Genomic DNA, 24,974 nt, shown 5'->3' with positions numbered 1-24,974 from the left:
CTCTGCTCTTGTTGCGCGCGGACTAGTAGGCGAAGGCCAGGACGTCGTCGGCGGGTTTTCCGCCGCCAGGGCCGCCCGGGCCGGGGGTGGCGTCCTCGTTTTCATCAACAGGAGCGTGAACCAGTTCCGGCATGGCGGACACCACGCCGCCCCGGATGTACTTGACCAGCAGTTTCACTTCCACCACCAGCAGCACGGCGTAGATTGCGGTCAAGGTGATGAGCGACGCCAGCAGTTCCCCGGCGGTGACACCCGGCGACACCGCCGCCGCGGTGAACATAAACACCTGGTCGATGCCGTTGGGATCGGGGTTGGGCGCCACCACAAAGGGCTGGCGGCCCATCTCGGTGAAGATCCAGCCGGCTGCGTTGGCTCCGAAGGGGGCCAGGATTCCGAAGACGGCGAGGCGCATCAGCCATCTGGATTCGGGCACGGTTCCCTTCCGGGTGAGCCAGAGAGCCACCAGGGCCGCGAAGGCGGCGATGCCGCCGAATCCGATCATCATCCGGAAGCCCCAGTAGGTGACCTCCATAACCGGCAGGTAGTCGATTTCCTGGCCGGCGCGTTCGCCGTAGATGGGGTTGTCCGGCAGGTGGGTTCCGTAGGCTTCCTTGTACTGGGGCAGGAGGCTGTTGACGCCCTGGACTTCGGTGGTGAAGTCGCCCTTGGCCAGGTAGGAGAGGATGCCGGGGACCTCGATCAGGGCCACGATGTCGTCGCAGTTCTGGGAGCCGAGGTTGCCGATGCTCAAGACGGAAAAGCCCGTGCCGTCGTGGCAGGCGGCTTCTGCGGCCGCCATCTTCATGGGCTGCTGCTCGAACATCAGCTTGCCCTGGAGGTCTCCCGTGAGGGCGGTTCCGGCGAAGGAGATCATGGCCACCACGGCGCCGATGCGCAGGGACCGGATCCATACTTTATGGTCGTCCTTGTCACGGCCGGGGATTTCCGCGGCCTCACCGGGGATGACCTTGCCGTCGGCTCCTACGGTGTCGACGCCGTCGCGCCGCCTGCGCCACAGGTGGTACCAGGCGATGCCGAGCAGGAAGGCGCCGGCGACGGCGAGGGCGCCGAACAGCGTGTGCGGGACGGCGACGAGTGCTGTGTTGTTGGTGAAGACTGCCCAGGCATCGGTCATCACAGGCCGGCCGTCGATCATCTCCACGCCCACGGGGTGCTGCATCCAGCTGTTGGCCACGATGATGAAGTAGGCCGAGAACACGGAGCCTATGACGGCGATCCAGAGGCACGCGAGGTGGACGCCCGGCTTCAACTGCTTCCAACCGAAGATCCACAGGCCGAGGAAGGTGGACTCCACGAAGAAGGCCAGGAGCGCCTCGAGTGCGAGCGGAGCGCCGAAGACATCCCCCACGAAGCGGCTGTATTCGCTCCAGGCCATCCCGAACTGGAACTCCTGGACGATGCCGGTGGCCACGCCCATGATGAAGTTGATCAGGAAAAGCTTTCCCCAGAACTTCGTCATCCGGAGGTATTCAGCTTTGCCGGTGCGGTGCCAGGCAGTTTGGATCACCGCAACCACCAACCCCAGCCCGATGGTCAGCGGAACCATCATGAAGTGGTAAACGGTGGTGATGCCAAATTGCCAGCGTGCGATTTCCAGAGCGTCCAAAGCGTCCAAGGCGGTCCCTACTGTCAGCCGATGCAGGTTTTCTACGTTCTGTAGAAACTCTAACTTCTACGAAGTGTAGAACAGTGCCGGGGCGGTGTAAAACGTGCGGCTGCCGATCGTGCGGCGTATCACCGGCCAGCGCCGCCCCCTGTTCTACCCAATGTAGAAAGTGGCGCGGAATCGGGGTAAATTGGTTCGTGTAGTTGACCACACGCATGGAGTCACCGCCAGCCTTTGCGGCTGCGGTGCGGGGAAACAAAGGAAAAGTGCAATGGCTAGTCTTGGTGAACTGGAACGGGCAGTGATGGATCTGCTCTGGGCGGGCCATGAAGCAGCCACCGCAAACACCTTGCGGGACCGGCTCGCACAGACGTCGGTCGGGCAGGATGGGGCGGCCGGGCACGAGGGCAAGGAACTTGCCGTCACTACCGTGCTCACGGTGCTGTCCCGGCTGGAGAAGAAGGGCCTGGTGGAACGCGAACGCGGCACCCGCCCGCACCGCTACCAGGCAGTGTCCAGCCGCGAGGACCACACCGCGGAGTTGATGCACGAGGTACTGGGGTCGGCTCCAGACCGCGAGGCCGTGCTGGCGCGTTTTATCGGATCCGTTTCCGAAGGTGAAGCCGAGACTCTGCGCAAACTGCTTGGCCACCTCTAACGGACCATGTTCTGGGCCTCGTACCTGCTGGCGGTCCTTGCGATAGTCCTGGCGTGGCCGGTACCTATCCTCCTCTCGAAGGCGCAATGGCCCGCGCGCTCACCTTTCACGGCCATGCTGCTATGGCAGGCCATTGCACTGGCGGGCGGGCTGTCGATGATCGGCGCCATGCTGGTGTACGGCCTGGAACCCATAGGCGATAACCTTCTCGCCGGCCTCCGCGCCCTTGCGGGGATGGTGCTTTTCAATGCGCCCACCACCGCGTTGGGCTTCTGGCATATCTTTGCCCTGTCCGCTGCGGCGCTGCTGACGGCCCACCTGGTCTTCACCCTCCTGCTGACGTACTACAAGATCGAACGCCAACGGCGGCGCCACCGCGAACTTCTCGCGCTTCTGGCTTCACCATCTGCCGAAGGCACCGGGACACTGGTCATTAACCACGATTCGCCGGTGGCTTACTGTCTTCCCGGCGGCGCCCGCTCTGTAACTGTGCTGTCCGATGGACTCATGGCGGCCCTTGAGCCGGCCGAGCTCCGGGCGGTCCTGATCCATGAGAATGCGCACCTGAGCCAGCGGCACCATCTGCTGCTGTGGGCGTTCGCGGCCTGGCGCCAGGCTCTGCCGTGGCTGCCCACCACCCGCCTCGCCCAGGAATCCGTGAACTCCCTGATCGAGATGCTGGCCGACGACGTCGCACTCAAGACCGAAAGCAAAGCCACCCTTATCAAGGCGATCGCCATTGTGGCCAGCGGATCGGCCGGGGCGCCGCGGGACGCGGAGCTTCAGTCCGGCGGGCCAAGCCTGGCCCTGGCCGGAATCGACTCTTCGGGGGGAACTTCCGGCTCGGACTCGGCCCGCACCACGGCCTCGCGCGTCAGCCGGCTGCTCTCCCCGAAACCCCAGCTGCCCTCCCCCGTGCGCAGCCTTGTGCTTGCCGGCTGCGTCCTCCTGCTGGCGCTGCCTACAGCCCTGCTCATGGTGCCGGGCCTGCTGGGCTGACGCCCGCCGTCGTCCGCCCACTCCATCTCCCGGCGGGGCTTCCCGCGCGCCGTCTTCGTCCCCTGCTGCCGCCCGCGTACTGCCCGGTCAGGCGTCGATGCGTTCCCGGTCCAGGCTGGAGGCGCCGGCGATGATGAAATCCTTGCGCGGAGAAACATCCGAGCCCATCAGCAGGTCAAAGATCTCTTCAGCCTGCTGGGCGTTCTCGATACGGACCTTGCGGAGCGTTCGGTGGCGGGGATCCATGGTGGTCTCGGCCAGCTGTTCGGCGTCCATTTCGCCGAGGCCTTTGTAGCGCTGGATGGGCTCCTTGTACCGCTTGCCCTCCTTCGCCAGCCGGGCCAGCAGCACGTGGAGCTCGGCCTCGGAATAGGTGTAGATCATCTCGTTGGCTTTTTGGCCGGCGTTGATCACTTCCACCCTGTGCAGCGGCGGTACTGCGGCGAAGACCCTGCCTTCGACGATCATCGGACGCATGTAGCGGAAGAAGAGGGTGAGCAGCAGCGTGCGGATGTGCGCGCCGTCCACGTCGGCGTCCGTCATCAGGATGACCTTGCCGTAGCGGGCGGCGGCGATGTCGAAGCTGCGGCCTGATCCTGCGCCCACCACCTGGATGAGGGCCGCGCATTCGGCGTTGGAGAGCATGTCCCCCACCGACGCTTTCTGGACGTTGAGGATCTTGCCACGGATGGGCAGCAGGGCCTGGAAGTCCGAAGACCGGGCCAGCTTGGCCGTTCCCAGCGCCGAGTCGCCTTCCACAATGAAGAGTTCGGAACGTTCGACGTCGTCCGTGCGGCAGTCAGCGAGCTTGGTGGGCATCGAGGAGGTTTCCAGGGCGTTCTTGCGCCGTTGGGTTTCCTTGTGCACGCGCGCCGAGATACGGGATTTCATCTCGCTGACGATTTTTTCCAGGAGCAGTGCGGACTGCGCCTTGTCGTTCCGGTTGGCGGACGTGAGCTTCGCGTTGACCTCCCGCTCCACCACCCTGGACACGATGGCGCGCACCGCGCTGGTGCCGAGGATTTCCTTGGTCTGGCCTTCGAACTGCGGCTCAGCCAGGCGTACCGTCAGCACGGCGGTGAGGCCGGCAAAAATGTCATCCTTGTCAATTTTGTCGTTGCCGGCCTTGAGCTTCCTGGCGTTGCTTTCCACTGCTTTGCGGAAGGTCTTGACCAGGGCCTGTTCAAAGCCGGACTGGTGGGTTCCGCCCTTGGGCGTGGAGATGATGTTGACGAAGCTGCGGACCGTGCTGTCGTAACCGATCCCCCAGCGCAGGGCCACGTCAACCTCGCAGTCGCGCTCCACTTCGGCGAGCTGGCTGTGCCCCCGTTCGTCGAGCACGGGAACCGTCTCCTTGAACTTTCCGGAGCCGTGCAGCCGCCAGACATCGGTGACGGCGGGATCAGCGGCAAGGAACTCGACGAATTCGGAGATGCCGCCGTCGTGGTGGAACACCTCCTCATGGGGTCCGGCTTCGCCGGGCGTTCCCGGAACTTTGCGCTCATCACGGACCGTCAGCTTGAGGCCGGGCACCAGGAAGGAAGTCTGCCGGGCGCGGGCCGCCAGTTCGTCGTAGGAAAACTTTGCATCCGGGGTGAAGATCTGCCGGTCCGCCCAGTAGCGGATCCTGGTTCCTGTGACGCCCCGCTTGGCCTTGCCCGCCACGTCCAGCACCGAGTCGTCCACGAACGGCGCGAACGGCGCAGCCGGATCAATTTTCGAACCGATGTCCTTGAAGCGCCCCGGCTCGCCCCGGCGGAAGGACATCTTGTACGTTTTTCCGCCCCGGTCCACCTCGACGTCGAGCCGGGCGGACAAGGCATTAACTACGGAGGCGCCCACGCCGTGCAGGCCGCCGGACGCGGTGTAGGAGCCGCCGCCGAACTTGCCGCCGGCATGGAGCTTGGTGAAGACCACCTCGACGCCGGTGAGCCCGGTCTTAGGCTCCTTGTCGATCGGGATGCCGCGGCCGTCGTCGTGGATCTCCACGGAGTTGTCTGCGTGGAGGATGATCTTGATGTCGTGGCCAAACCCCGCGAGTGCCTCGTCCACCGAGTTGTCAATGATTTCCCAGAGGCAGTGCATCAGGCCGCGGGAGTCAGTGGAACCGATGTACATGCCGGGGCGCTTGCGGACGGCTTCGAGGCCCTCCAGCACAGACAGGTGCCGGGCAGTGTAATCAGAGCTTGGTGCCACTGGTGATGAACTCCTTCAGGGACGAAAAAAGCGGGCTGGTGCGCTCTTCCTAGGTTAGTCGGCCCGGCCTGGCAGTGCCGACTGCCACACCCGGGGCGCCGTGTGCACCGCGCCACGTGGCGGTTTCCAAGGCTGGCTGCGCTGGTCTTGACGGAGTCTTGCGGCTACGCGCACAGCGAACTTGGGCCATCCTTGCAATGGTTTTGATACGAATGCTGGTTATATAGACGTACTGATCTACTAAGGAGGCCGACATGACAACAGCAGTGGCAGACCGCACACTCAACGCACTGGACCGGTGCGATCGTTGCGGAGCCCAGGCATATGTCCGGGTTGTACTGGAGTCCTCCGGCGGTGAACTGCTTTTCTGCGGCCACCACGCCCGTGCAGTTGAAGCAACGCTGAAGCCGTTGAGCTCCGACTGGCATGATGAGACGGGGAAGCTTCACGAGAAAGCTCCCGTGGAAATCGACTAGCTTCACTGAAGTTGTTGGGACCCTGCCGGAAGGCGGGGTCCCAATCTTTTTAAGCCGACCGGCCTAGAGCCGGGGCAGCAAAAACGGCCCGCCCGATGCGCACCTTACAAGGCGCAGCAACCGGCGGGCCGCTTGTGTACGTCTGACTCTAGTCCAGGTAGTCCCGCAGCACCTGGGACCGTGAGGGGTGGCGCAGCTTGGACATGGTCTTGGATTCGATCTGGCGAATGCGCTCGCGCGTCACTCCGTAGACCTTGCCGATTTCGTCTAAAGTCTTCGGCTGTCCGTCAGTGAGGCCGAACCGCATGGCCACAACACCGGCCTCGCGCTCGGAAAGCGTATCCAGTACGGAGTGGAGCTGCTCCTGCAGGAGCGTGAAGCTCACGGCGTCGGCCGGAACCACAGCCTCGGAGTCCTCGATCAGGTCGCCGAACTCCGAGTCGCCGTCCTCGCCCAGGGGCGTGTGGAGCGAGATGGGCTCGCGGCCGTACTTCTGGACTTCCACGACCTTTTCGGGGGTCATGTCCAGTTCGAGCGCCAGCTCTTCCGGCGTGGGTTCGCGGCCGAGGTCCTGCAGCATCTGGCGCTGGACACGGGCCAGCTTGTTGATGACTTCAACCATGTGCACCGGAATACGGATGGTGCGCGCCTGGTCAGCCATGGCGCGGGTGATCGCCTGGCGGATCCACCAGGTGGCGTACGTGGAGAACTTGAAGCCCTTGGTGTAGTCGAACTTCTCTACCGCACGGATCAAGCCAAGGTTGCCTTCCTGAATCAGGTCCAGGAAGAGCATGCCGCGGCCGGTGTAGCGCTTGGCCAGTGAGACCACCAGGCGGAGGTTGGCCTCCAGCAGGTGGTTCTTGGCGCGCTTGCCGTCGTGGATGATGAACTCAAGCTCGCGCTTGTACTTCGGATCCATGGACCCGTCGTCTGCGTTGATCTTCTCTTCGGCGAACAGCCCGGCTTCGATCCGGAGCGCAAGGTCCACTTCCTGCTCGGCGTTGAGCAGTGCGACCTTACCAATCTGCTTCAGGTAGTCCTTAACGGGGTCGGCCGTCGCTCCGGCAGACATTACCTGCTGCACGGGTGCGTCGTCGTCATCGGCGTCAGAGTAGACGAAGCCCTTGCCCGAGCCGGCTGCTCCCTTTACGGGATCAGCCTCGGCGTCCTCCTCGACGACGTCAGGCCCTTCGAGGGCTTCGAGGTCCTCCTCGACTTCTTCTGCGTCATCGGCGTCCGATTTCCCGGCAGCCTCTGCGGCAGCCTTGGCGCCGGGCTTGGGTCCGCGCTTTTTGGGCTCGCGCTTGCCGTCCGCACCAGCTTCACCGGCAGAAGCCTTGTTGGCTGCCCGCGTGGCGGCCCGCTTGGCGTTTGTTGCCGCCTGCTTCTCCTCGGCGGACAGTTCGTCCTGGGCGGCGGGGTCCTTCTTCGTGGAAGACGGGGTCACAGAAAACCTTTCTAGCGGTGGTCTGTGGAATCGCCATACGGGCAACACCACTATGACCCTGTCAAGTCCGTGGTGGAAACCAAGCGTCACCACGGCCGGCAGAGTCTATAAATAGAACTGCCGGAGCGGCTGTAATGTTCCCCAAAAGGGTTCATCACAAACACTTGATACACGGACCCAACCGGGTCTCGGCATTCATTGTCTCACGATTTCCCCAAATAGGGCCTAACCCGCCTTTCCTGCCGCGGCCACTTCAGGCCGCGTCCGGTCCGAACTTCTGCCAGGCCGCCTCCTTCCGCGCCGCCCAGCCGCACAGGGCGCCCCGGCGGACCATCTCCAGCAGTAGCTCTGCGAGCCGGTAGCCGGGCTCGGATTCGAGCGCCTCATCCAGGTACGCGGCCGCATACGAGCCGCGGCCGCGGCACCAGGCGATCCATCCCCTCCCCGTCAAAGCGGCGGCTGCCGGTGGTCCCCCGGGCACGGCAAGGTGCTCCAGGACAAGGTCAAGGGCGTCAAGGCTGTGCCATTGAGGAACTGCGGGATCGTGCCCCATCAGGACGTCACCGTAGCCAGGAGTTCCAGCGCCGCCTTCCGGCATCGACAAGCCCTGGACGCAGGGGTTGTCCGCAGCAAAGCAATGATAGTCAGCCGCATCCGCTGCGAATGGCGTCTGTTCCGCGCCGGCTTGTTCCGCCGCAGGTGCCAGTGGCCCCAGTCGCACGTCCTCGCTGAAGATTCCGAACTCTTCGGCCCCGGCTGCTGCCGCTGCCCTCCCGGCTGCCGCCATGACCAGTACGGCATCGCGCCAGGCGGGAATCATGAGCGTTGCCCGGAGGAAGGCGTCGCGGTGCACCGACGGCCGCTGCAGGTGCCCGGCCGGCCTGGCGAGCACCGCCTCCCACTGGCCCAGCACCGCGTCAAACTGGGCCCGGCTCTGCCGCCTGGGGTCCAACTGGGCCGACCACACGGCTTCCGCCTCCCGAACAGCGTCGCATTGGAGGTCCGGCACCGGGCAGGCCGGCTGCCGCTGTTCCGGTGCCGGTCCCACGCTGCTGCCCCGGAACACCATCTCGGTGTTGAGCAGGCTGTCCCGGATCTCCTGGACAGGACGCCCCGGCAGCGGGCAGCATCCGGAGCGGCAACGAACGTCCCGCCAGTACTGGTCCCCGACGTACCACGCGTCCTTGACAGGCATTCCGGCCTCGGCGAGTGCCCACTCCAGGGAATCGAGCAGTGCGTCGTAGCAATCCGGGCCTGCCAGCCAGCCGTTGTTCGTGAAAAGGGCCAGCAGGGTGCCGTCGGCATTTTCGTCTGCCTCCAGGTACCCGCACACCGTTTGCGCGAAGACGGTGGGGTCAGCGAGGACAGCCGGCCCGGGAAGATCCAGCCGCAGCGTAGCCCCGAGCCTTTTGCCCTGCATTGTCATGGCCACGAGGCTTTGCGCCGGCCAGTATCCCAGCGAGTGGGGAATGAAGCCCAGGATGTCTTCCGGGCCGCGGACGGTGAGGCGTTCTGGAGGTGTCATGGCTCCAGCATTCGCCCAGCGACGGGCACCTCGACAGCGGTGGCCGCCCCTATGTGGACACAGCGGGATCAGGCCAGTCCTGTGGAGGACCAGTCAGTCGTCCGAAGCTGCGGCCCGGCTGCGCCGTGCAAGGTTCTCCCGGCGCTGCCGGGCCAGTGCGCTGCGCAGCGGCGGGACCACCACCCCTTGGGCAGCCATCTGGCGCCGGACCTTGCGGCGGCATACCAGTGTGGCTGCGGCTCCGAGGCCGAGCAGCAGGAACTGGACACTCAAAGCGATCCGGAACGGGTCCAGCCCGTACAGGACTCCGTTGGAGAATCCGCTGGCGTACAGCACGTCCAGCACCAGTCCAATCAGGAAGATCGCGATCAGCGCCGCGATGAACCCGCCGACGTTGACGATGCCCGTTGCCGTGCCGATCCGGTGCGCGGGGTTGAAGGTGCGGGCGAAGTCGAAACCGATCATGGAGCCGGGCCCGCCAATTGCCAGCACCACCACCAGTCCTGCCAGGAGCCACAGCGGCGAACGCCCCGGAGTGAGCAGGACGGCCGCCCACGCTCCAGCAGTGGCAGCGGCGATCAGCAGGACCATCGTTGAACGCCGTAGCGGGTGGCGGGAGACAAAGCGGCCAATAAACGGCCCTACGGCCATGGCCGTTGCCACGTACAAAGACATGAGGGCGGCCACCGTCCCGGCATCCAGGCCCTGCCCGGAAAGCAGGAACGGGTAACCCCAGGTCATGGCGAAGACCGTGCCGCTGAATTGGATGGTGAAGTGGCTCCACAACCCCAGCCGGGTCCCCGGCTGGCGCCAGGCGCGGGCGAGCGATGCCCCGGTGGCCTTCAGGCCCCTCTGGGCCTGCGGCCGCGGGGTGCCCGGCGGCACGTCCTGCAGGAGCAGCAGCACCAGGACAACGGCAAGTCCGGACATTCCCGCCAGCATCAGGAACGCTGGGGTCCAGCCGGAAGCGTGAAGGACATAGGCGAAAGGTATAACGCTGAACAGCTGCCCCAGCTGGCCGGACATACCCGTCAGCTGGGTCACCAGCGGCACCCGTGCGGGCGCAAACCAGAGGGGGATCAGGCGGATTACCGAAATGAAAGTCATGGCGTCCCCGGCGCCCACCAGGACCCTGCCGGCCACGCCGCCGGGAACACTGTCAGCGAAGGCCAGCTGAAGCTGGCCCAGGCCCATCAACACGGCACCGCCGGCGATCATGGCGCGGGAGCCGAACCGGTCCACCAGCAGGCCCACGGGGATCTGCAGTCCGGCGTAGACAAGCAGCTGGAGGACAGTGAAGAACGAAATTGCTGAGGCACTGGCTTGGAAGCGCTCCGTGGCCTCCAGTCCCACCACCCCAAAGGACGTGCGCTGCGAAACGGCTACCAGGTACCCGAAGATGCCAACGGTCCAGATCAGCCAGGCGCGGGGTGCAGTCACCCCTTCATTATGCCCGGGACCGTGATGCCCGGACCCAAGCGCACGCCCCGGCAGCAGCGCGTTCCGCCTGCCGGCCGGGGGTTCAACAACTTCAGGGTCCTACTGGCCGGGATTTTCGCGGGCGAGGTAGGCCTCTACAGCAGCGCCGAGGACGTCCGCATTGGGCAGCTCGTCATTTTCGTCGGCGAGGAGTGAGCGGCGGACCGTGCCCTCGGCTTTTTCGTCATACCGCGATTCGAGGCGCGAAACCACCTGCTGGACATCCTCGGAGGCATCGATCTGCTCGGCGATCTGCCGGCTGACCTCCCGCCCCGCTTCGCGGAGCCTGTCCGAGGGCAGCATCAGCGATGTGGCCGCCCCCAGGTATTCGAGGCCTGCGACGGCGGCGGTGGGGTATTCCGCCTCGGCCAGGTAGTGCGGCACATGGATGACGTAGCCGGCGACGTTGCGGCCGGCCTCCACCAGGCGGAGCTCCAGGATGTGGCCCACAGCAGCGGGGACTTCCACGGTGGGCTTCCACACGGAGATGCCCTCGATGAGTTCAGGCCTGTTGCCGTGCACCGTCACACCCACCGGACGGGTGTGGGGCACCGGCATCGGGATGGAGTGGATCCAGGTGACGAGGTTGACGTCCAACTTCTCCACGATCCCCACCACTGCACGCGCAAACCGTTCCCACTGCAGGTCCGGTTCAAAACCTGCCAGCAGGAGGAAGGGATTACCCAGGCCGTCAATGAGCCGATAGAGGGCGAGCCGGGGCTCCTGGTAGTCCTGAAGGTGGTCCTCGACGAACGTCAGGTGCGGCCTGCGGGACCGGTAGTCGATGAGCTGGTCAGCGTCGAAGACTGCGACCGGCTCGGCGTCGAGCGTGTCCAAAAGTTCCGCGTTGATTTGCTTCACCACGTGCCCGGCGTCGGCGAATCCGGTGAAGCCCATCACCAGGTTCAGCCCGCGGAGGGCGGGGCTGTGGAACAGCTCAATGTTGCTTGCATAGAGCGCATCGGGGTCCAGCAGGGAGCCGGAAAACCGTTCAAGCACGGCGTGTTCCTTTCATAGGTGCGGGTGGACATCTTCTACAACGCCGCAGGACAGCCGCACATTCCTGCCTCGGGTGTGGCGCACCTCTCAGGAAATACAACGGCCCGGGCGGGGACGGGCTACGATCGGAACTGGCCTGCCAGACGGGCTTGCAGACACCCGGACAGCGTCCCGACCGATTGCACCCGGGCATCCATGGCAGAGCGCCGAACATGCACCCCTGCCCGAACATCTCTCGAGAATTGAGGACTGATCCCTGTGGTCAAGAATACTGAAATCAACCTTAGTACCCTCTCAAGGGACCTGAAGAAGAGCCCCAGTGACGCAGTGGTCATAGGCGTGGGAAAGGGCGCCGACGGACCGGTCCTCCTGGAGAACCCCCTGACGGCCAAGTCCGCAGAGGCCCTCGCCGGCTCCCTTAAGTCACTGGGCGTCACCGGCGCCGCCGACCAGATCGTCCGCCTCCCCGGCCTGCCGGAGACCGGCGCCGGGATCCTGGTCCTCGCGGGCACCGGCAAGGTCACGGCAGCGGAGCCCCTTGCCGGCGAAGCACTTCGCCGGGCGGCAGGTTCCGCGGTCCGGCAACTCGCCGGCCTCGCAACGGTGGTCCTGGCCCTGCCGACGACGTCAGTCGCCGATGTGGCGGCCGTCGCCGAGGGTGCCGCCCTGGGCGCCTATTCCTTCACCGAGTTCCGGTCATCCAGGGACGGTCTGAAGGATCCGGTTCGAAACGCGGTGATCTTTACCGAACTCGCCGACCATAGCGAAACCGGCGCCGCGCTGAAACGCGCCGGGCTGATCGGCAAGGCGGTCAATGCCACCCGTTCACTGGTAAACCAGCCGCCCAGCCACCTCTACCCCGAAACCTTCGCGGAAGCAGCGAAGGAGCTGGCCAAGGGCCTGCCCGTGAAGGTCACTGTCTGGGACGAGAAGCGGCTTGAAAAGGAAGGATTCGGCGGCATCATGGGCGTGGGGAAGGGCTCCGCCCGCCAGCCCCGGCTGGTCAAGGTGGAGTACTCCCCTGCCAGGGCCACCTCGAAGATCGCCCTCGTCGGCAAGGGAATCACCTTCGATACCGGCGGTATTTCCATCAAGCCGGCCCTCGGCATGGGCGACATGAAGAGCGACATGGCGGGCGCCGCCGTCGTCCTTAACACTGTCCTGGCCCTCGCCGGCCTTGGCCTGCCGGTCAAGGCGACCGCCTGGCTCTGTATCGCCGAGAACATGCCCTCGGGCGCGGCCTCGCGTCCGGCGGACGTCCTGACCATGTTCGGCGGCAAGACCGTCGAGGTCCTCAACACCGACGCCGAGGGCCGGCTGGTCATGGCCGACGGCATCGTGGCAGCCAGCCGCGAGTACCCGGACGCCATCATCGACGTCGCCACCCTCACTGGGGCGCAGCTGATCGCCCTGGGCAACCGCACGGCCGGCATCATGGGCTCCGACACCGTGACCGGCCCGCTCAAGGCCGCAGCCGACCGGGCCGGGGAACTTGTGTGGCCCATGCCGCTTCCGGAGGAACTGCGCCCCAGCATTGACTCGCAGGTTGCGGACCTCGCCAACATCGGCGAACGCCATGGCGGCATGATGACGGCCGCCGTTTTCCTGCGCGAGTTCGTGGGTAAGGGCAAGGACGGGGAGCAGATCCCCTGGGCCCACATCGATATCGCCGGGCCTTCCTTCAACAACGGAAGCCCCTATGGCTACACCCACAAGCAGGGCACGGGCTGCACCGTACGGACCCTGGTGGCCTATGTAGAGGACATCCTGGCCGCGGCGGCCTGATACTGCCGGCCGCCCGGGGGCACGCACGCCCTGCGGAACAGGGAATGTTCCCTGCGCCGCAGGGCCGCGTGACACTGGACACAAGCGCTCCACAAACGCGGCGCCAAGGTGGAGCATGGATAAGTGGTTCGCTAAGGTGAACCACGGTAGTCACAAATGCAAGAGAACCGGCCTGCTGGCATAATCACGGCAGTGTAAGTTCCAAGACCAGATGATGCGCGGAGATCGCGTCATCGTTCACGCGAGGGAGCGTTTAAGTGGCCGATCAGGCAACTGCGCAAGAATTCGACATCCTGGTACTCGGTGGAGGCAGCGGCGGATACGCCGCCGCACTGCGGGCCGTACAGCTTGGCCTTACCGTCGGCCTCGTGGAGAAGGCAAAGCTGGGCGGCACCTGCCTCCACAACGGCTGCATCCCCACCAAGGCGCTGCTGCACTCGGCAGAGCTCGCCGACCACGCCCGTGACTCCGCCAAGTACGGCGTGAACGTCACCCTTGACGGCATCGACATCACGGCCGTCAACGCGTACAAGGACGGCATTATCGCCGGCAAGTTCAAGGGCCTCCAGGGCCTGATCAAGTCCAAGGGCATCACCGTCATCGAGGGTGAGGGCAAGCTCCAGGGCACCGACACCATCGTGGTCAACGGCACCGCGTACAAGGGCAAGAACATCGTCCTGGCCACGGGCTCATACTCCCGCTCCCTTCCGGGACTGGAAATCGGCGGCAAGGTCATCACCTCCGACCAGGCCCTGACCATGGACTCAATCCCCAAGAGTGTCATCATCCTGGGCGGCGGCGTTATCGGCGTCGAGTTCGCGTCCGTCTGGAAGTCCTTCGGCGTGGACGTCACCATCGTGGAGGGCCTGCCCTCACTGGTCCCCAACGAGGACGCCACCATCGTCAAGAACTTCGAGCGGGCCTTCAAGAAGCGCGGCATCAAGTTCTCCACCGGAGTGTTCTTCCAGGGCGTTGAGCAGAACAACGACGGCGTCAAGGTCACCCTGGTGGACGGCAAGACGTTCGAAGCCGACCTGCTGCTCGTCGCCGTCGGCCGTGGCCCCGTCACCGCCAACCTGGGCTACGAGGAAGCCGGCGTCACCATCGACCGCGGCTTTGTTATCACCAACGAGCGCCTCCACACCGGCGTCGGCAACATCTATGCGGTGGGCGACATCGTCCCCGGCGTACAGCTGGCCCACCGCGGTTACCAGCAGGGCATCTTCGTCGCCGAGGAAATCGCCGGCCTGAAGCCGGTAATTGTTGAGGACATCAACATCCCCAAGGTCACCTACTCGGATCCCGAAATCGCCACCGTTGGCTACACCGAAAAGGCCGCCAAGGAGAAGTTCGGCGAGGACCAGGTGCAGACCCAGGAATACAACCTGGCCGGCAACGGCAAGAGCTCCATCCTGGGCACCTCAGGACTGGTCAAGCTGGTCCGCCAGAAGGACGGCCCCGTGGTGGGCGTCCACATGATCGGCGCCCGCATGGGTGAGCAGGTGGGCGAGGCCCAGCTGATCGTGAACTGGGAAGCCTACCCGGAGGATGTTGCCCAGCTGGTGCACGCCCACCCCACCCAGAACGAGTCCCTCGGCGAAGCCCACCTGGCCCTCGCCGGCAAGCCGCTTCACGGCTAGTCTCCCCCCAAGCACCACAGGGCCTGGTGCACCCGGCACGGAATGCCGGGTGCACTAGGCTGGCCAACAAGGCAGCAATCATCCGCACTAAAGATCAATAAGGAGAACGGGGACGACATGTCTGAATCCGTTAACTTGCCCGCCCTCGGTGAGAGCGTCACCGAAGGAACCGTCACCCGCTGGCTCAAGCAGGTAGGTGACCGGGTAGAGGTGGACGAGCCGCTGCTCGAAGTCTCCACCGACAAAGTAGACACTGAAATCCCCTCTCCTGTCGCTGGCGTGATTGAGGAAATCCTGGTTGCCGAGGACGAGACCGCCGAGGTCGGCGCTCCCCTGGTCCGCATTGGCGATGGCTCCGGCGGCGGCGCACCGGCCGAAGAAGCACCCGCGGCAGCACCGGCGGAAGAAGCACCCGCAGCTGCCCCGGCCGAGGAAGCACCTGCCCAGGAAGCGCCGGCTCCCGCCCAGGAGGCCCCGGCCGGCGGCGGCGAAGGCCACGAGGTTACCCTCCCCGCGCTGGGCGAAAGCGTCACCGAAGGCACCGTCACCCGCTGGCTGAAGGCCGTGGGTGACTCCGTCGAGGTTGACGAGCCCCTCCTGGAAGTCTCCACCGACAAGGTTGACACCGAAATCCCGTCGCCGGTGGCCGGCACCCTCCAGGAAATCCGCGTCAACGAAGACGAAACAGCAGAAGTGGGCTCCGTCCTGGCAGTTATCGGCTCAGGCGCAGCTGCCGCCCCCGCCGAAGCACCGTCCACCGAGGCGCCGGCCCAGGAAGCTCCCAAGGCTGAGGCACCGAAGGCTGAGGCGCCGGCACCTGCCCCGCAGGCAGCACCGGCACAGGCGGCCCCCAAGGCAGAACCTGCACCGCAGGCTGCTCCCGCTGCAGCACCGGCCGAAACCGAGGCCGCACCGGCCAACGGATCCGAGTCGGGCTACGTCACACCACTGGTGCGGAAGCTGGCCAACCAGCACGGCGTGGACATCTCCTCGCTCTCGGGCACCGGTGTGGGCGGACGCATCCGCAAGCAGGACGTCATCGCCGCCGCCGAAGCCAAGGCCGCACCCGCCGCAGCTCCCGCAGCCGCGCCGGCATCAGCTCCGGCAGCGTCCAACGCCGCTGTTTCCTCACTGCGCGGCACCACGCAGAAGGCACCGCGCATCCGCCAGGTCATCGCCCGCCGCATGCGCGAGTCCCTCGAGGTCTCCACCCAGCTGACGCAGGTCCACGAAGTGGACATGACCAAGGTCGCCAAGCTGCGCCTCAAGGCCAAGAACTCGTTCCAGGCCCAGAACGGCGTCAAGCTCACCTTCCTGCCGTTCATCGCCAAGGCAGTTGCCGAGGCGCTCAAGCAGCACCCCAAGCTCAACGCTGCCTACGACGAGGACAAGCAGGAGATCACGTACCACAACGCTGAGCACCTCGCGATCGCCGTCGACACCGACAAGGGCCTGCTGGTCCCGGTCATCTCCGACGCCGGCAACCTCAACCTGGCCGGACTGGCCGGCAAGATCGCCGACGTCGCAGGGCGCACCCGCGACGGCAAGATCGGCCCGGACGAGCTGTCCGGCGGCACCTTCAGCATCACTAACATCGGTTCGGTTGGGGCCCTGTTCGACACCCCGATCATCAACCAGCCGCAGGTGGGCATCCTGGGCACCGGCGCCATCGTCAAGCGCCCCGTGGTTGTTGCCGACGAGAACGGTGACGACTCGATTGCCATCCGCTCCATGATGTACCTCTCCCTGACGTACGACCACCGCCTGGTGGACGGCGCCGATGCCGGCCGGTTCCTCCAGACCCTGAAGGCGCGCCTCGAAGAAGGCGCCTTCGAAGCGGACCTGGGGCTGTAACAGGCTAAGACGCACGACGGCGGTGCAGGCAGCGGCGGGAAACCACCGCACGTCCTGCACCGCCATCGGCGTTTAATAAGCCCCGCGGCGCGACGAAACACCTGCGGCCCCGAACTACTACACGCTGTAGAAAACACTGGCTACACTGGTCCCATGAACATCGTCTATAACATCGTGGTTTTCCTGCACATCGTCGGCGCCGCCATGATCGTCGGCATCTGGATCGGCCAGATGAAGAAGCCCACCGTCCACCCCCGCCAGTTCGACGGCGCCATGCTCCAGCTCCTCACCGGCGTCGCCCTGATGGGGCTGATTCCGGCCCTCGACATGGACGCCAACTACGCCAAGCTGGGCATTAAGTTCGCCATCGCCCTCGCTGTCGGTGTACTGGCCTTCATCGGCCGCCGGAAGTACAAGAACGGCGAGGACATCAGCAAGGGCCTGGCGCACAGCGTGGGCGGGCTTGCTCTCCTGAACGTCGCCATCGCCACCATCTGGCAGTAACTGCCTGCCGCGAAGGCCCCAACGACGGCGGCGCCCCCTACCCCGGGCGCCGCCATCGACGTTTGCCGCCGGTCATAATTCACCAGCAGCGGACAGCTGGTGCATGCCCGGGGGGATATCCCTAGGATGGGAGACGGCGGGGCCAGGCACTGGCCTGCCCCGGTTCGAATCAACTTAAGGAGTGGTTATGGCAGCAACACGCACCGCGCACACGGTTTGGAACGGCGACCTGATGACGGGTTCCGGAAACACCACCCTGGACAGCTCCGGCCTGGGCACGTACGAGGTCACCTGGAAGGCGCGCACCGAGGCCGCGGGCGGCAAGACCAGCCCGGAGGAACTGATCGCGGCCGCCCACTCGGCCTGTTTCTCGATGGCCTTCAGCCATGCCCTGGCGCAGGCCGGGCACGCGCCGGAGGAAGTCAACACCAAGGCCGACGTCACGTTCGTGCCTGGCACCGGAATCACCGGCAGCCATCTGACCATGTCGGCCCGGATCCCGGGAATCTCCGAAGACGAGTTCCAGAAGATCGCCGCCGAGGCCAAGGTGGGATGCCCCGTATCCGGTGCCCTGGCCAGCATCGACATCACGCTGGATGCCACCCTGCAGTCCTAAGCGAGCCCAAGGGTTCACCAGAGCCCTGTAAGCAAAAGGCCCTGCCTGACCGGAACGCTCCGGTCAGGCAGGGCCTTTTGCTGCGTCAGGACGGCTGGTTGCCTTGCCGGGGTGGAAGCGGCGCCGGGCGGAGCCGGCGGTAGCCTTCGCGTGCCGGCGGGCGGTCTGTGGGCAGCTCCTGGACCATTTCCTTTAGCGCCCCGATGCCGTATTCGAGCTGCGGATCCCGTCCGGCCGCGTACGCGTGCGGCGGGTAGGTGACCTCGATGTCCGGGTCGACGCCGTAGTTCTCCACGCTCCAGCCCACACCGCCGCCAAACCACGTGGCGTACCGCGGCTGGGTGACACCGGTTCCGTCCGCCAGGGCAAACCTGTTGTCAATGCCCACCACGCCGCCCCAGGTGCGGGTTCCGATGACGGGACCGATGCCGCGCAGCTTGGAAACCTGGGTGATGATGTCGCCGTCGGATCCTGCGAACTCATCGGCCAGGATGATGACCGGCCCGCGCGGCGCATGGTGCGGGTACGTCCGCGGCTTCTCCGCCCGCGGCATGCTCCAGCCGGTGACCTTGCGTCCAATCAGCTCCGCCACCAGCTGGGACGTGTGGCCTCCGCGGTTGCGCCGCACGTCCACGATCAGGCCGTCCAGCGCTGTTTCCGTATCGAGGTCGCGGTGGAGCTGGGCCCAGCCGTTCGCCATCATGTCGGGGATATGCAGGTAACCGAAGGTACCGCCGGAGGCTTCCCGGACGGTCCGCCGGTTGGAGGCCACCCATTCCTGGTACCGCAGTCGTTCCTCGTCCTTGACGGGTACGACGGCGACCCGCCGCTGCCTGCCGGCGCTTTCGCCGTGCGCTGCGCCGTTGAGGAGTGTCAGCTCCACGGCCCGGCCCGCCGCCCCCACCAGCTGCATGGCCGGGGTCACGGTGGCGGCCAGCGGCACGCCGTCGATGGCGAGCAGGATGTCTCCGGCTTTGGCGCCGACGCCCGGCCTGGTCAGGGGCGACGTTGCGAGGGGGTCGGAGGATTCGCCAGCGAGGATGCGCGTGATCTCCCAACCGGCCGGCGTGAGGGCAAGGTCGGCGCCCAGCCTGCCCTGGCCGTGGCTTCCGTTTTCTTTGACTGGCGCGGGCCGGACGTAGGCGTGGGAGGTCCCCAGTTCGCCGTGGAGTTCCCACAGCAGGTCCACGAGGTCGTCATGGGATCCCAGGCGGTCCACCAGCGGACGGTAGCGCTTGTAGATGGACTCCCAGTCCTGCCCGGCCATGTCCTCGGTCCAAAAGAAGTCACGCTGCAGCCGCCATGCCTCGTCAAAGGCCTGGCCCCACACGCTGAGCGGGTCCATCATCACCCGGATCCGGCCAAGATCCACCTTGACCAGGTCGCCTGAGTCCTCGTCCGCCTTTTTGTCCGCCGGTACCACACTGACCTGCTTGTCGGAGATCACCACTGCCCTGGTCCGGTCACCGGAGAGCCGGAAGCTGTCCAGCGATTCCACCAGGGTGGACTGCTTCCGCCGCGAAAGGTCGAAGCGCGCAAGGCTGGGACGTGCATCCTTGTCGTCCTGGCTGGCTTTGCCGTCCCCGGTGACGCCGGCGAGGGCCCAGTCGAGCCAGAGCAGTGCGCCGTCGGCTGCCTTCAGTGACGTGTAGTTGCCCTGCGGGACGGGAACGCCAATGACGCGGTGTGCGAGCCCCTCCGCATCCACCCGAACCTCGGGCGCCGCATCCTGCTTCGGTTCCCCGCCTTCGCTGGCTGCCCCGTCCCCGCCGGCGTCCGGATCCACGGACGGACCAAAGGGCGACGGCGTGTCAGCAGCCAGCGCCACCAGGTACGGCTTGATGGGGCTCGGGAAGGAGAGGTCAAAGGAGTGCCCGTCGTAGACGGGGTCGAAGCTGCGGTTGGAGAGGAACGCCAGGAACTTGCCGTCTGTGGTGAAGGCCGGCGACGTGTCGCAGAAACGGCCATCGGTGACATCCACCGGGTCGGCTTCGGTGTCGGTGACCTTCGCCAGCCGAAGCCGGCTGCGCGAACCGAAGGAAGTTACCGGTTCGGACCAGACCAACCATTGCGAGTCGGCCGACCAGGCCAGATCCGAGACGGTGCCCTCACCGATGCTGGCCACCAGTGTCAGTTCACCGGTTCGGGTGTTGGCCGCGTACACCTCACCGAAGGATGTGCCCAGTGCGAGCCAATCGCCGTCCGGACTCGCTTCCAGGGAGCTGGTGCGCGTGGGGCGGGGAAAGTCGATCCGGGTTGCTGCTGCCGGAGCAACCGCGCCGGCCGCTGGGGATGCGTTTTCCGGGGCGACGTCAGCCTGCTGGACGTCAGCCTGCTGGTCATCCCGCACCACGGAGGACGGGGCGGCTCCCGCGAGGACCGCAGCCCCGGCGGCCGGAACCGGCTGAGGCAAGGGCACCGCGGCCTCCTCCTGGCCAGGTGCCGAAGCGGGCGCTTCGCTCCCCTGGTCTTCCGGGCCCGCGGATGTTCCGGGGGCGCCGGCGTGGGGAGTGCCGGGAACCGGGGCGGCGACGTCCTTGATGTACAGCGATTCGACGCCGTCGTGGTCCGCCACGTAGGCCAGCCGGCCGCCGCCGAGGGGCCGGGGAAGGCGGGCGCGGACGCCCGGGGTTGCTTCGATGATGCGGGACGGACCGTCCTTGTGCCGCAGCCAGTGAATGGTGCCGTGCGCTTCGACGGCGCTGGCCGCGCCGGAGCTGTCCGGGACTGCAGCGCCCAAATGCCTGGTGGTGTTGAGCAGCGCCGGGCGCCGTGACTGCGAGGCCGAGCCGAGGGTGATGTCCAGCCGAAATGGAGCGGAGTTGAGATCGGAAAGCACCCAGAGCTCACCCGCGGATTCAAAGATGACGCGTTTGCCGTCGGTACCGGCGTGCCGGACGTAGAAGTCCTCGTGGTCTGTGTGCCGGCGCAGGTCTTTGCCACTCGGGAGGACCGAGTAAAGGTTGCCGTAACCCTCATGGTCGGACAGGAAAGCGATCCGGCCGTCCACCCACATGGGATCTGCGAGGTTGCCGTCCAGGTCGGGCAGCAGTCGTTCAAATTCGCCATTGCCATCGTTGTCCAGCCACAGCTTCCCGGCGGTACCTCCGCGGTACCGCTTCCACCAGGCGGGTTCACGGGAGAGTACGCTTCCCACAACTACCGGGCGCTCATCCCCCACTTCGGGGCCAAAGGCCACCGACTCCACCGGCCCGAAGGGCAGTTCCTCCGCCCAGCCGCCCTCAAGGGGGACGCTGTAGGCATGTGTATGCCGGCTCTCAGCCTGGCGGAAGGCGCTGGTGACCACCACGGAGCCTTTCGCGGTAAATCCCCTGACCTTCGTGGTGCCGTGGCCAAAGTACGTGAGCTGCCGGTAGTCGCCGCCATCCACCGCAGCGGACACAACTTCCGGCGCCGTTCCCTGCACCACCGTCCATACGAGCCTTTGTCCGTCCGGGGTAAAGCGGGGATTGCGGGCGGGCAGCTGGAGCGAGGAGACACGCCAGGCGCGGCCTCCGTCCAGGGGCGCAATCCATACGTCATCCTCGGCCACAAAGGTGACCAGATCGCCGTGCAGGTGCGGGTAACGGAAGTAGCTCGAAAAGGTCATCGTTTGATCATAGTCAACCCCCGGTTAGCACTGTTGGAGGTGCCGCCGCAGCACCCGCCGTGGTGTGATGGACTCCATGCGCATAGTCATCGCCGGCGCCTCCGGGCTGATCGGGACCCACGTGTCCGCAACGTTCCGGAGTGCCGGCAATGACGTCGTCTCCCTGGTCAGGCGCGAACCGGGGTCGGCGGCGGAAGTCCGTTGGAACCCGGCCGCCGGGGAACTGGACCCGCAGGCGCTTGCCGGGGCCGGCGCCGTTGTTAATCTTTCCGGGGCAGGCATCGGGGACAGGCCGTGGACGCGCAGACGCGTTGAGGAGCTCTACAGCTCGCGGGTGGACTCCACGCGGACGCTGACGCAGGCCATGCACCGGCTTGGCTCCCCGCCCCCTGTTTTCATCAGCCAGTCCGGGGCGAATTACTACGGCGACTCCGGGAACACTGTCCTGCGTGAGAATTCCCCGCAGGGAACGGGAATCCTCGCCGGGATTTGTGGTGAGTGGGAGGCCGCGGCTGCCACAGCTCCCGCGGGCGTGCGCGTGGTGGTTCCGCGGACCGGCGTAGTGCTCAGCCGTTCCGGAGGTGCTTTGGGCAAGCTGCTCCCCCTGATCCGACTGGGCGTTGGTGGGCCGTTTGGAAACGGCCGCCAGTTCTGGCCGTGGATTACGTTGCCTGACGTGTCGGCGGCTTTTCTCTTCCTGCTGGAGTCCCCGTTGAGCGGGCCGGTCAACCTCTGCGCTCCTGAAGACGCGGACGTGAACGCCCTGGTGGCTGCGCTGGCCCGCGCCCTGCACCGCCCCGCCGTATTCCGGGTTCCGGCCCCGGTGCTGCGCCTGGTCATGCGCGACCTGGCCGAAGAACTGCTGCTCGCCAGCCAGCGCCTGGAACCCGCCCGCCTCTCAGCCGCCGGCTTTACCTGGCAGCATCCAACGCTCGCCCAGGCCGCCCAGTGGGTTGCCGGCAAGGAGCAGTGACAGCTCCTTTCGAAGGAGCCACCGGGGTCAGGTGCCGGGAAGAATCCCGCTGACCCGCCATCTGCCGTCCACCGAGACCAGCACCAGGCGGAGGCGCTGTCCCGGGCTGGGCTCTCCTTTTGCCACCACCGCGCCCTGGGCATCCTTTTCCTCATAGCCGGATGAGGCTGAGGTGACAGCAACCACGGTGCTGGCGCCATTGCCGCCGTCCTCCGTCTGCACCTCTGTGAGCGTGGTGGAGAATCCGGACAGGGTGTGGCCGGACTCCCTCAGCCGCCCGCTGATTCCGACGTCTGCCGCCGCCGCATCCGAGCCATGCTGGTTCACCTCATCGAGGAGTTCCAGCATGCCTGTACTGAAAGCCAGCGACCTGAGCAGCGCGATGCCATGGACGGCCACGCCAGGATCGAGGGAAGCTGCCTGCTGCCGGGCAGCCCCTACCGGATCTGCCTCCTGGTCAACTCCGGCTGAAGGGGATTCCTGGACGGCGGCAGTACTCGGGGCCGCAGCGGGAGGCCCCGACGGTGTACCCGGCCCGGCAGCCGTGCCCCCCGCGCCGGACAACCACCAGGCGGCAGCCACTGCCGCGGCCGCTGCGCCCGCAAGAACCCCTCTCCGCAGCCGCCGGCCACCCCGCGGCTGGGCGTGCCGCGCTTTTCCGCCGTCCTCGCGGCGGGCGCGGGGCCTGACCACGTCTGATTCGGGAAAGGGCAGCCTTTCCGGGGCAATAAACGGACCTGACCACTTCGACGTCGTCACCCGGCGCCGCAACCCGCGCGCCCTCTCGCCCAACCGGTTACGGGGAGCGGCCTGCGTGTGCAGGCGTGTGACCAGTTCCGGCAGGACCGTGGGATGGACCGCCGGCGCCAGGTCCAGCGGCAGGGGTGACGCGCTCCGGTAGACCGCTGTTGCCAGGGAAGCAGCGGTGGGTCGGAGCCGCCGGTCTTCGTTCAGCCCTGCCTCCAGGGCGGCGGCGAGTTCCCATGGGACCCCGGGAAGCAGGATGGACAACGGGGGCCGGTCAGCCGTGCGTTGCGGGGGCGTGCCTGTGAGGCAGTACCAGCCCAGCGCAGCAGCCGCATAGACATCCCGTTCAGGCTGAAGTCCTGCCCGCACTGCGTCCACCGGCGCCGGATCCATCAATCCGGGTGTGCCTGCGCTGGCTCCAGGGACCGGGTCCCCCAGCATGCGGGCAATGCCGACGTCGGACAACATCGGTTTACCCTGGCCAGTGAACAGGACGTTGCCCGGTGACACGTCGGCATGGGTGAACCCTTTGCCATGCAAATACGCCAGGACCTGGGAGATGGGGGTCAGCACCGTCACTGTTTCCCCCGCGCTGAGCTTTCCCCTGGCCGTTATCAGGCCGGCAAGGGACCCGCCAGGTGCGTAGTCCATAATCAGCGCGGTGCGGCTCTCCGCGCCGCCGGCCAACGCCACCGTCCCATGGGCTTTGATGAGATGCGGATGATCGAGGACGGACAGTATGCGGATCTCGCGCCGGATGCCCTCTTCTGTCATCACCGCTCCACGTGAAGACCTGCGCGCTGCCGGGCGGAAGCACTTCAGGGCGAACTCCCGCCCGCTCCGTTCCTCCCTCGCCAGCCAGACGGAGGAGCTGCCACCGCGGCCCAGCAACCGCCCTACGGCGTAACCGGAGACCGTCATCCCCTGCAAATCGTCCATAACCCATGTCTAGTCGAATCCGGCGATGCGTGCAGAAGTTATCCACAGGGTCGGAGGCGGTGCCGACCGGCCCCGGACCGCACGGTGAGCTTAAGCACTAAACCGGGCGCGTGGCCGCCCAACGTCTAAGCTGGATGCCATGACTCTTGAGTTTTCACAGCTGGGTCTTGCTCCGGACTTCGTCGACTACACCCGCGGTTGGGCCATCCAGAGCGAACTCCACGACAACGTTGTCGCCGGGAAGGCCCCGAGCACCGTCCTTTTCCTCGAACACGCCCCGGTCTACACGGCCGGTAAACGGACCGAGGACCACGAGCGGCCTCTGGACGGCACGCCGGTGGTTCCGGTGGACCGTGGCGGCAAACTGACCTGGCATGGCCCCGGACAGCTCGTGGGGTATCCCATCATCAAACTGAAGAACCGGGCAGGGATCCGCGACTACGTCGAACGCCTCGAGTCGGTCATCATCAACGTCCTGGCCGGCTACGGCATTCAAGCCGTGCGGATCACGGGCCGGGCAGGCGTGTGGATCGCAGCGGACGGAAAAGGCCCGGACAGGAAAATCGCAGCCATCGGCATCCGCGTCCACGAAGGCGTCACCATGCACGGGTTCGCCATCAACTGCAACAACGATCTCGCCCCCTACACGCAGATCATTGCCTGCGGGATTACCGACGCCGGAGTGACAACCATCGCCCGGGAAACGGGTTATGACGTGGCCCCGGTTGACCTCGTTTCCAGAATTACCGAAGAACTGCGCAACAATGAAGACGCCCTGGTCGCTACCCCCGAAGGAGCTCTACTGTGACATTGGCACCTGAAGGCCGGAAGCTTTTGCGCGTTGAACAGCGCAACTCGGCGGTCCCGGTGGAGCGGAAGCCGGACTGGATCAAGGCCAAG

18 protein-coding genes are annotated in these 24,974 nt (G+C 66.0%); 10 read left to right on the top strand and 8 right to left on the bottom strand.

Annotation, left to right across the window (positions count from 1 at the left end; all coding sequences use genetic code 11):
- Positions 1 to 22: 22 nt before the first annotated feature.
- Positions 23 to 1,627: a cytochrome ubiquinol oxidase subunit I gene (locus ACFVYC_RS17660; RefSeq protein WP_387552817.1), complete on the bottom strand. Its 1,605-nt coding sequence runs from the start codon at positions 1,625 to 1,627 to the stop codon at positions 23 to 25.
- A gap of 271 nt (positions 1,628 to 1,898) precedes the next feature.
- Here ACFVYC_RS17660 and ACFVYC_RS17655 point away from each other — a divergent pair, with 271 nt between their 5' ends.
- Together ACFVYC_RS17655 and ACFVYC_RS17650 are read left to right on the top strand one after the other, a co-directional pair.
- Entirely contained in the window at positions 1,899 to 2,285 is a 387-nt protein-coding gene (locus ACFVYC_RS17655; protein WP_163163124.1) for a BlaI/MecI/CopY family transcriptional regulator, read from the top strand.
- 6 nt (positions 2,286 to 2,291) lie between these two features.
- Positions 2,292 to 3,284, top strand: a complete 993-nt coding sequence (locus tag ACFVYC_RS17650) for a M56 family metallopeptidase (RefSeq protein WP_387552681.1) — start codon at positions 2,292 to 2,294, stop codon at positions 3,282 to 3,284.
- Positions 3,285 to 3,371: 87 nt separating this feature from the next.
- On the opposite strand, the gene ACFVYC_RS17645 is transcribed toward ACFVYC_RS17650, so the two are convergent.
- A complete protein-coding gene (locus tag ACFVYC_RS17645; RefSeq protein WP_387552679.1) occupies positions 3,372 to 5,480 on the bottom strand; it encodes a type IIA DNA topoisomerase subunit B in 2,109 nt (702 codons plus the stop codon).
- A 254-nt stretch (positions 5,481 to 5,734) separates the two neighbouring features.
- On the opposite strand from ACFVYC_RS17645, the gene ACFVYC_RS17640 reads away from it, so the two are divergent.
- Positions 5,735 to 5,956: a hypothetical protein gene (locus tag ACFVYC_RS17640; RefSeq protein WP_018761086.1), complete on the top strand. Its 222-nt coding sequence runs from the start codon at positions 5,735 to 5,737 to the stop codon at positions 5,954 to 5,956.
- A gap of 148 nt (positions 5,957 to 6,104) precedes the next feature.
- On the opposite strand, the gene ACFVYC_RS17635 is transcribed toward ACFVYC_RS17640, so the two are convergent.
- The 4 genes from ACFVYC_RS17635 to ACFVYC_RS17620 all read right to left on the bottom strand — a co-directional run bounded on the left by ACFVYC_RS17635 (position 6,105) and on the right by ACFVYC_RS17620 (position 11,406).
- The gene (locus ACFVYC_RS17635) at positions 6,105 to 7,403 is read right to left on the bottom strand and encodes an RNA polymerase sigma factor (RefSeq protein WP_387552677.1); all 1,299 of its coding nucleotides are present in this window, start codon (positions 7,401 to 7,403) and stop codon (positions 6,105 to 6,107) included.
- Positions 7,404 to 7,656: 253 nt separating this feature from the next.
- Complete coding sequence (locus ACFVYC_RS17630) at positions 7,657 to 8,928, bottom strand: DUF4192 family protein (RefSeq protein ID WP_387552676.1); 1,272 nt, start codon at positions 8,926 to 8,928, stop codon at positions 7,657 to 7,659.
- A 93-nt stretch (positions 8,929 to 9,021) separates the two neighbouring features.
- Positions 9,022 to 10,368 (bottom strand): nitrate/nitrite transporter, encoded by a 1,347-nt coding sequence (locus ACFVYC_RS17625; RefSeq protein ID WP_387552674.1) that lies wholly within the window; start codon positions 10,366 to 10,368, stop codon positions 9,022 to 9,024.
- Between the two features lie 99 nt (positions 10,369 to 10,467).
- On the bottom strand, positions 10,468 to 11,406 hold the full coding sequence (locus ACFVYC_RS17620; RefSeq protein ID WP_387552672.1) for a proteasome assembly chaperone family protein: 939 nt from the start codon (positions 11,404 to 11,406) through the stop codon (positions 10,468 to 10,470).
- Positions 11,407 to 11,664: 258 nt separating this feature from the next.
- On the opposite strand from ACFVYC_RS17620, the gene ACFVYC_RS17615 reads away from it, so the two are divergent.
- From ACFVYC_RS17615 to ACFVYC_RS17595, 5 genes are all read left to right on the top strand, one after another.
- Positions 11,665 to 13,191: a leucyl aminopeptidase gene (locus ACFVYC_RS17615; protein ID WP_387552670.1), complete on the top strand. Its 1,527-nt coding sequence runs from the start codon at positions 11,665 to 11,667 to the stop codon at positions 13,189 to 13,191.
- A 257-nt stretch (positions 13,192 to 13,448) separates the two neighbouring features.
- Entirely contained in the window at positions 13,449 to 14,831 is a 1,383-nt protein-coding gene (lpdA, locus tag ACFVYC_RS17610; protein ID WP_387552668.1) for a dihydrolipoyl dehydrogenase, read from the top strand.
- 117 nt (positions 14,832 to 14,948) lie between these two features.
- Positions 14,949 to 16,685, top strand: a complete 1,737-nt coding sequence (gene sucB, locus ACFVYC_RS17605; RefSeq protein ID WP_387552666.1) for a 2-oxoglutarate dehydrogenase, E2 component, dihydrolipoamide succinyltransferase — start codon at positions 14,949 to 14,951, stop codon at positions 16,683 to 16,685.
- Positions 16,686 to 16,838: 153 nt separating this feature from the next.
- Positions 16,839 to 17,189, top strand: a complete 351-nt coding sequence (locus tag ACFVYC_RS17600) for a hypothetical protein (RefSeq protein WP_387552664.1) — start codon at positions 16,839 to 16,841, stop codon at positions 17,187 to 17,189.
- 187 nt (positions 17,190 to 17,376) lie between these two features.
- On the top strand, positions 17,377 to 17,805 hold the full coding sequence (locus tag ACFVYC_RS17595) for an OsmC family protein (protein ID WP_387552662.1): 429 nt from the start codon (positions 17,377 to 17,379) through the stop codon (positions 17,803 to 17,805).
- Positions 17,806 to 17,890: 85 nt separating this feature from the next.
- Here ACFVYC_RS17595 and ACFVYC_RS17590 read toward each other — a convergent pair whose 3' ends face one another.
- Positions 17,891 to 21,415 carry a S41 family peptidase gene (locus ACFVYC_RS17590; RefSeq protein WP_387552660.1) on the bottom strand — a complete coding sequence of 1,175 codons (3,525 nt, stop codon included), beginning with the start codon at positions 21,413 to 21,415 and terminating at the stop codon, positions 17,891 to 17,893.
- A gap of 76 nt (positions 21,416 to 21,491) precedes the next feature.
- Between ACFVYC_RS17590 and ACFVYC_RS17585 the strand changes: the two genes are divergently transcribed.
- Positions 21,492 to 22,388, top strand: coding sequence for a TIGR01777 family oxidoreductase (locus ACFVYC_RS17585; protein ID WP_387552658.1), 897 nt, complete (start codon positions 21,492 to 21,494; stop codon positions 22,386 to 22,388).
- 27 nt (positions 22,389 to 22,415) lie between these two features.
- Here ACFVYC_RS17585 and ACFVYC_RS17580 read toward each other — a convergent pair whose 3' ends face one another.
- Positions 22,416 to 24,074 (bottom strand): serine/threonine-protein kinase, encoded by a 1,659-nt coding sequence (locus ACFVYC_RS17580; RefSeq protein WP_387552656.1) that lies wholly within the window; start codon positions 24,072 to 24,074, stop codon positions 22,416 to 22,418.
- Positions 24,075 to 24,213: 139 nt separating this feature from the next.
- On the opposite strand from ACFVYC_RS17580, the gene lipB reads away from it, so the two are divergent.
- Positions 24,214 to 24,882: a lipoyl(octanoyl) transferase LipB gene (gene lipB, locus ACFVYC_RS17575; protein WP_387552654.1), complete on the top strand. Its 669-nt coding sequence runs from the start codon at positions 24,214 to 24,216 to the stop codon at positions 24,880 to 24,882.
- The last annotated feature ends 92 nt before the right edge of the window (positions 24,883 to 24,974 follow it).

The organism is Pseudarthrobacter sp. NPDC058329 (genome assembly GCF_042879835.1).
Lineage (GTDB): Bacteria > Actinomycetota > Actinomycetes > Actinomycetales > Micrococcaceae > Arthrobacter.
This window is presented reverse-complemented; position numbering and strand designations above follow the sequence as displayed.

Excerpts from the sequence above, each read along its gene's own strand:
- ACFVYC_RS17655 (WP_163163124.1), top strand. The coding sequence starts at position 1,899 with ATGGCTAGTCTTGGTGAACTGGAACGGGCAGTGATGGATCTGCTCTGG.
- ACFVYC_RS17650 (WP_387552681.1), top strand. The coding sequence starts at position 2,292 with ATGTTCTGGGCCTCGTACCTGCTGGCGGTCCTTGCGATAGTCCTGGCG.
- ACFVYC_RS17640 (WP_018761086.1), top strand. The coding sequence starts at position 5,735 with ATGACAACAGCAGTGGCAGACCGCACACTCAACGCACTGGACCGGTGC.
- ACFVYC_RS17630 (WP_387552676.1), bottom strand. The coding sequence starts at position 8,928 with ATGACACCTCCAGAACGCCTCACCGTCCGCGGCCCGGAAGACATCCTG.
- sucB (WP_387552666.1), top strand. The coding sequence starts at position 14,949 with ATGTCTGAATCCGTTAACTTGCCCGCCCTCGGTGAGAGCGTCACCGAA.
- ACFVYC_RS17600 (WP_387552664.1), top strand. The coding sequence starts at position 16,839 with ATGAACATCGTCTATAACATCGTGGTTTTCCTGCACATCGTCGGCGCC.
- ACFVYC_RS17595 (WP_387552662.1), top strand. The coding sequence starts at position 17,377 with ATGGCAGCAACACGCACCGCGCACACGGTTTGGAACGGCGACCTGATG.
- ACFVYC_RS17590 (WP_387552660.1), bottom strand. The coding sequence starts at position 21,415 with ATGACCTTTTCGAGCTACTTCCGTTACCCGCACCTGCACGGCGATCTG.
- ACFVYC_RS17585 (WP_387552658.1), top strand. The coding sequence starts at position 21,492 with ATGCGCATAGTCATCGCCGGCGCCTCCGGGCTGATCGGGACCCACGTG.
- ACFVYC_RS17580 (WP_387552656.1), bottom strand. The coding sequence starts at position 24,074 with ATGGACGATTTGCAGGGGATGACGGTCTCCGGTTACGCCGTAGGGCGG.
- lipB (WP_387552654.1), top strand. The coding sequence starts at position 24,214 with ATGACTCTTGAGTTTTCACAGCTGGGTCTTGCTCCGGACTTCGTCGAC.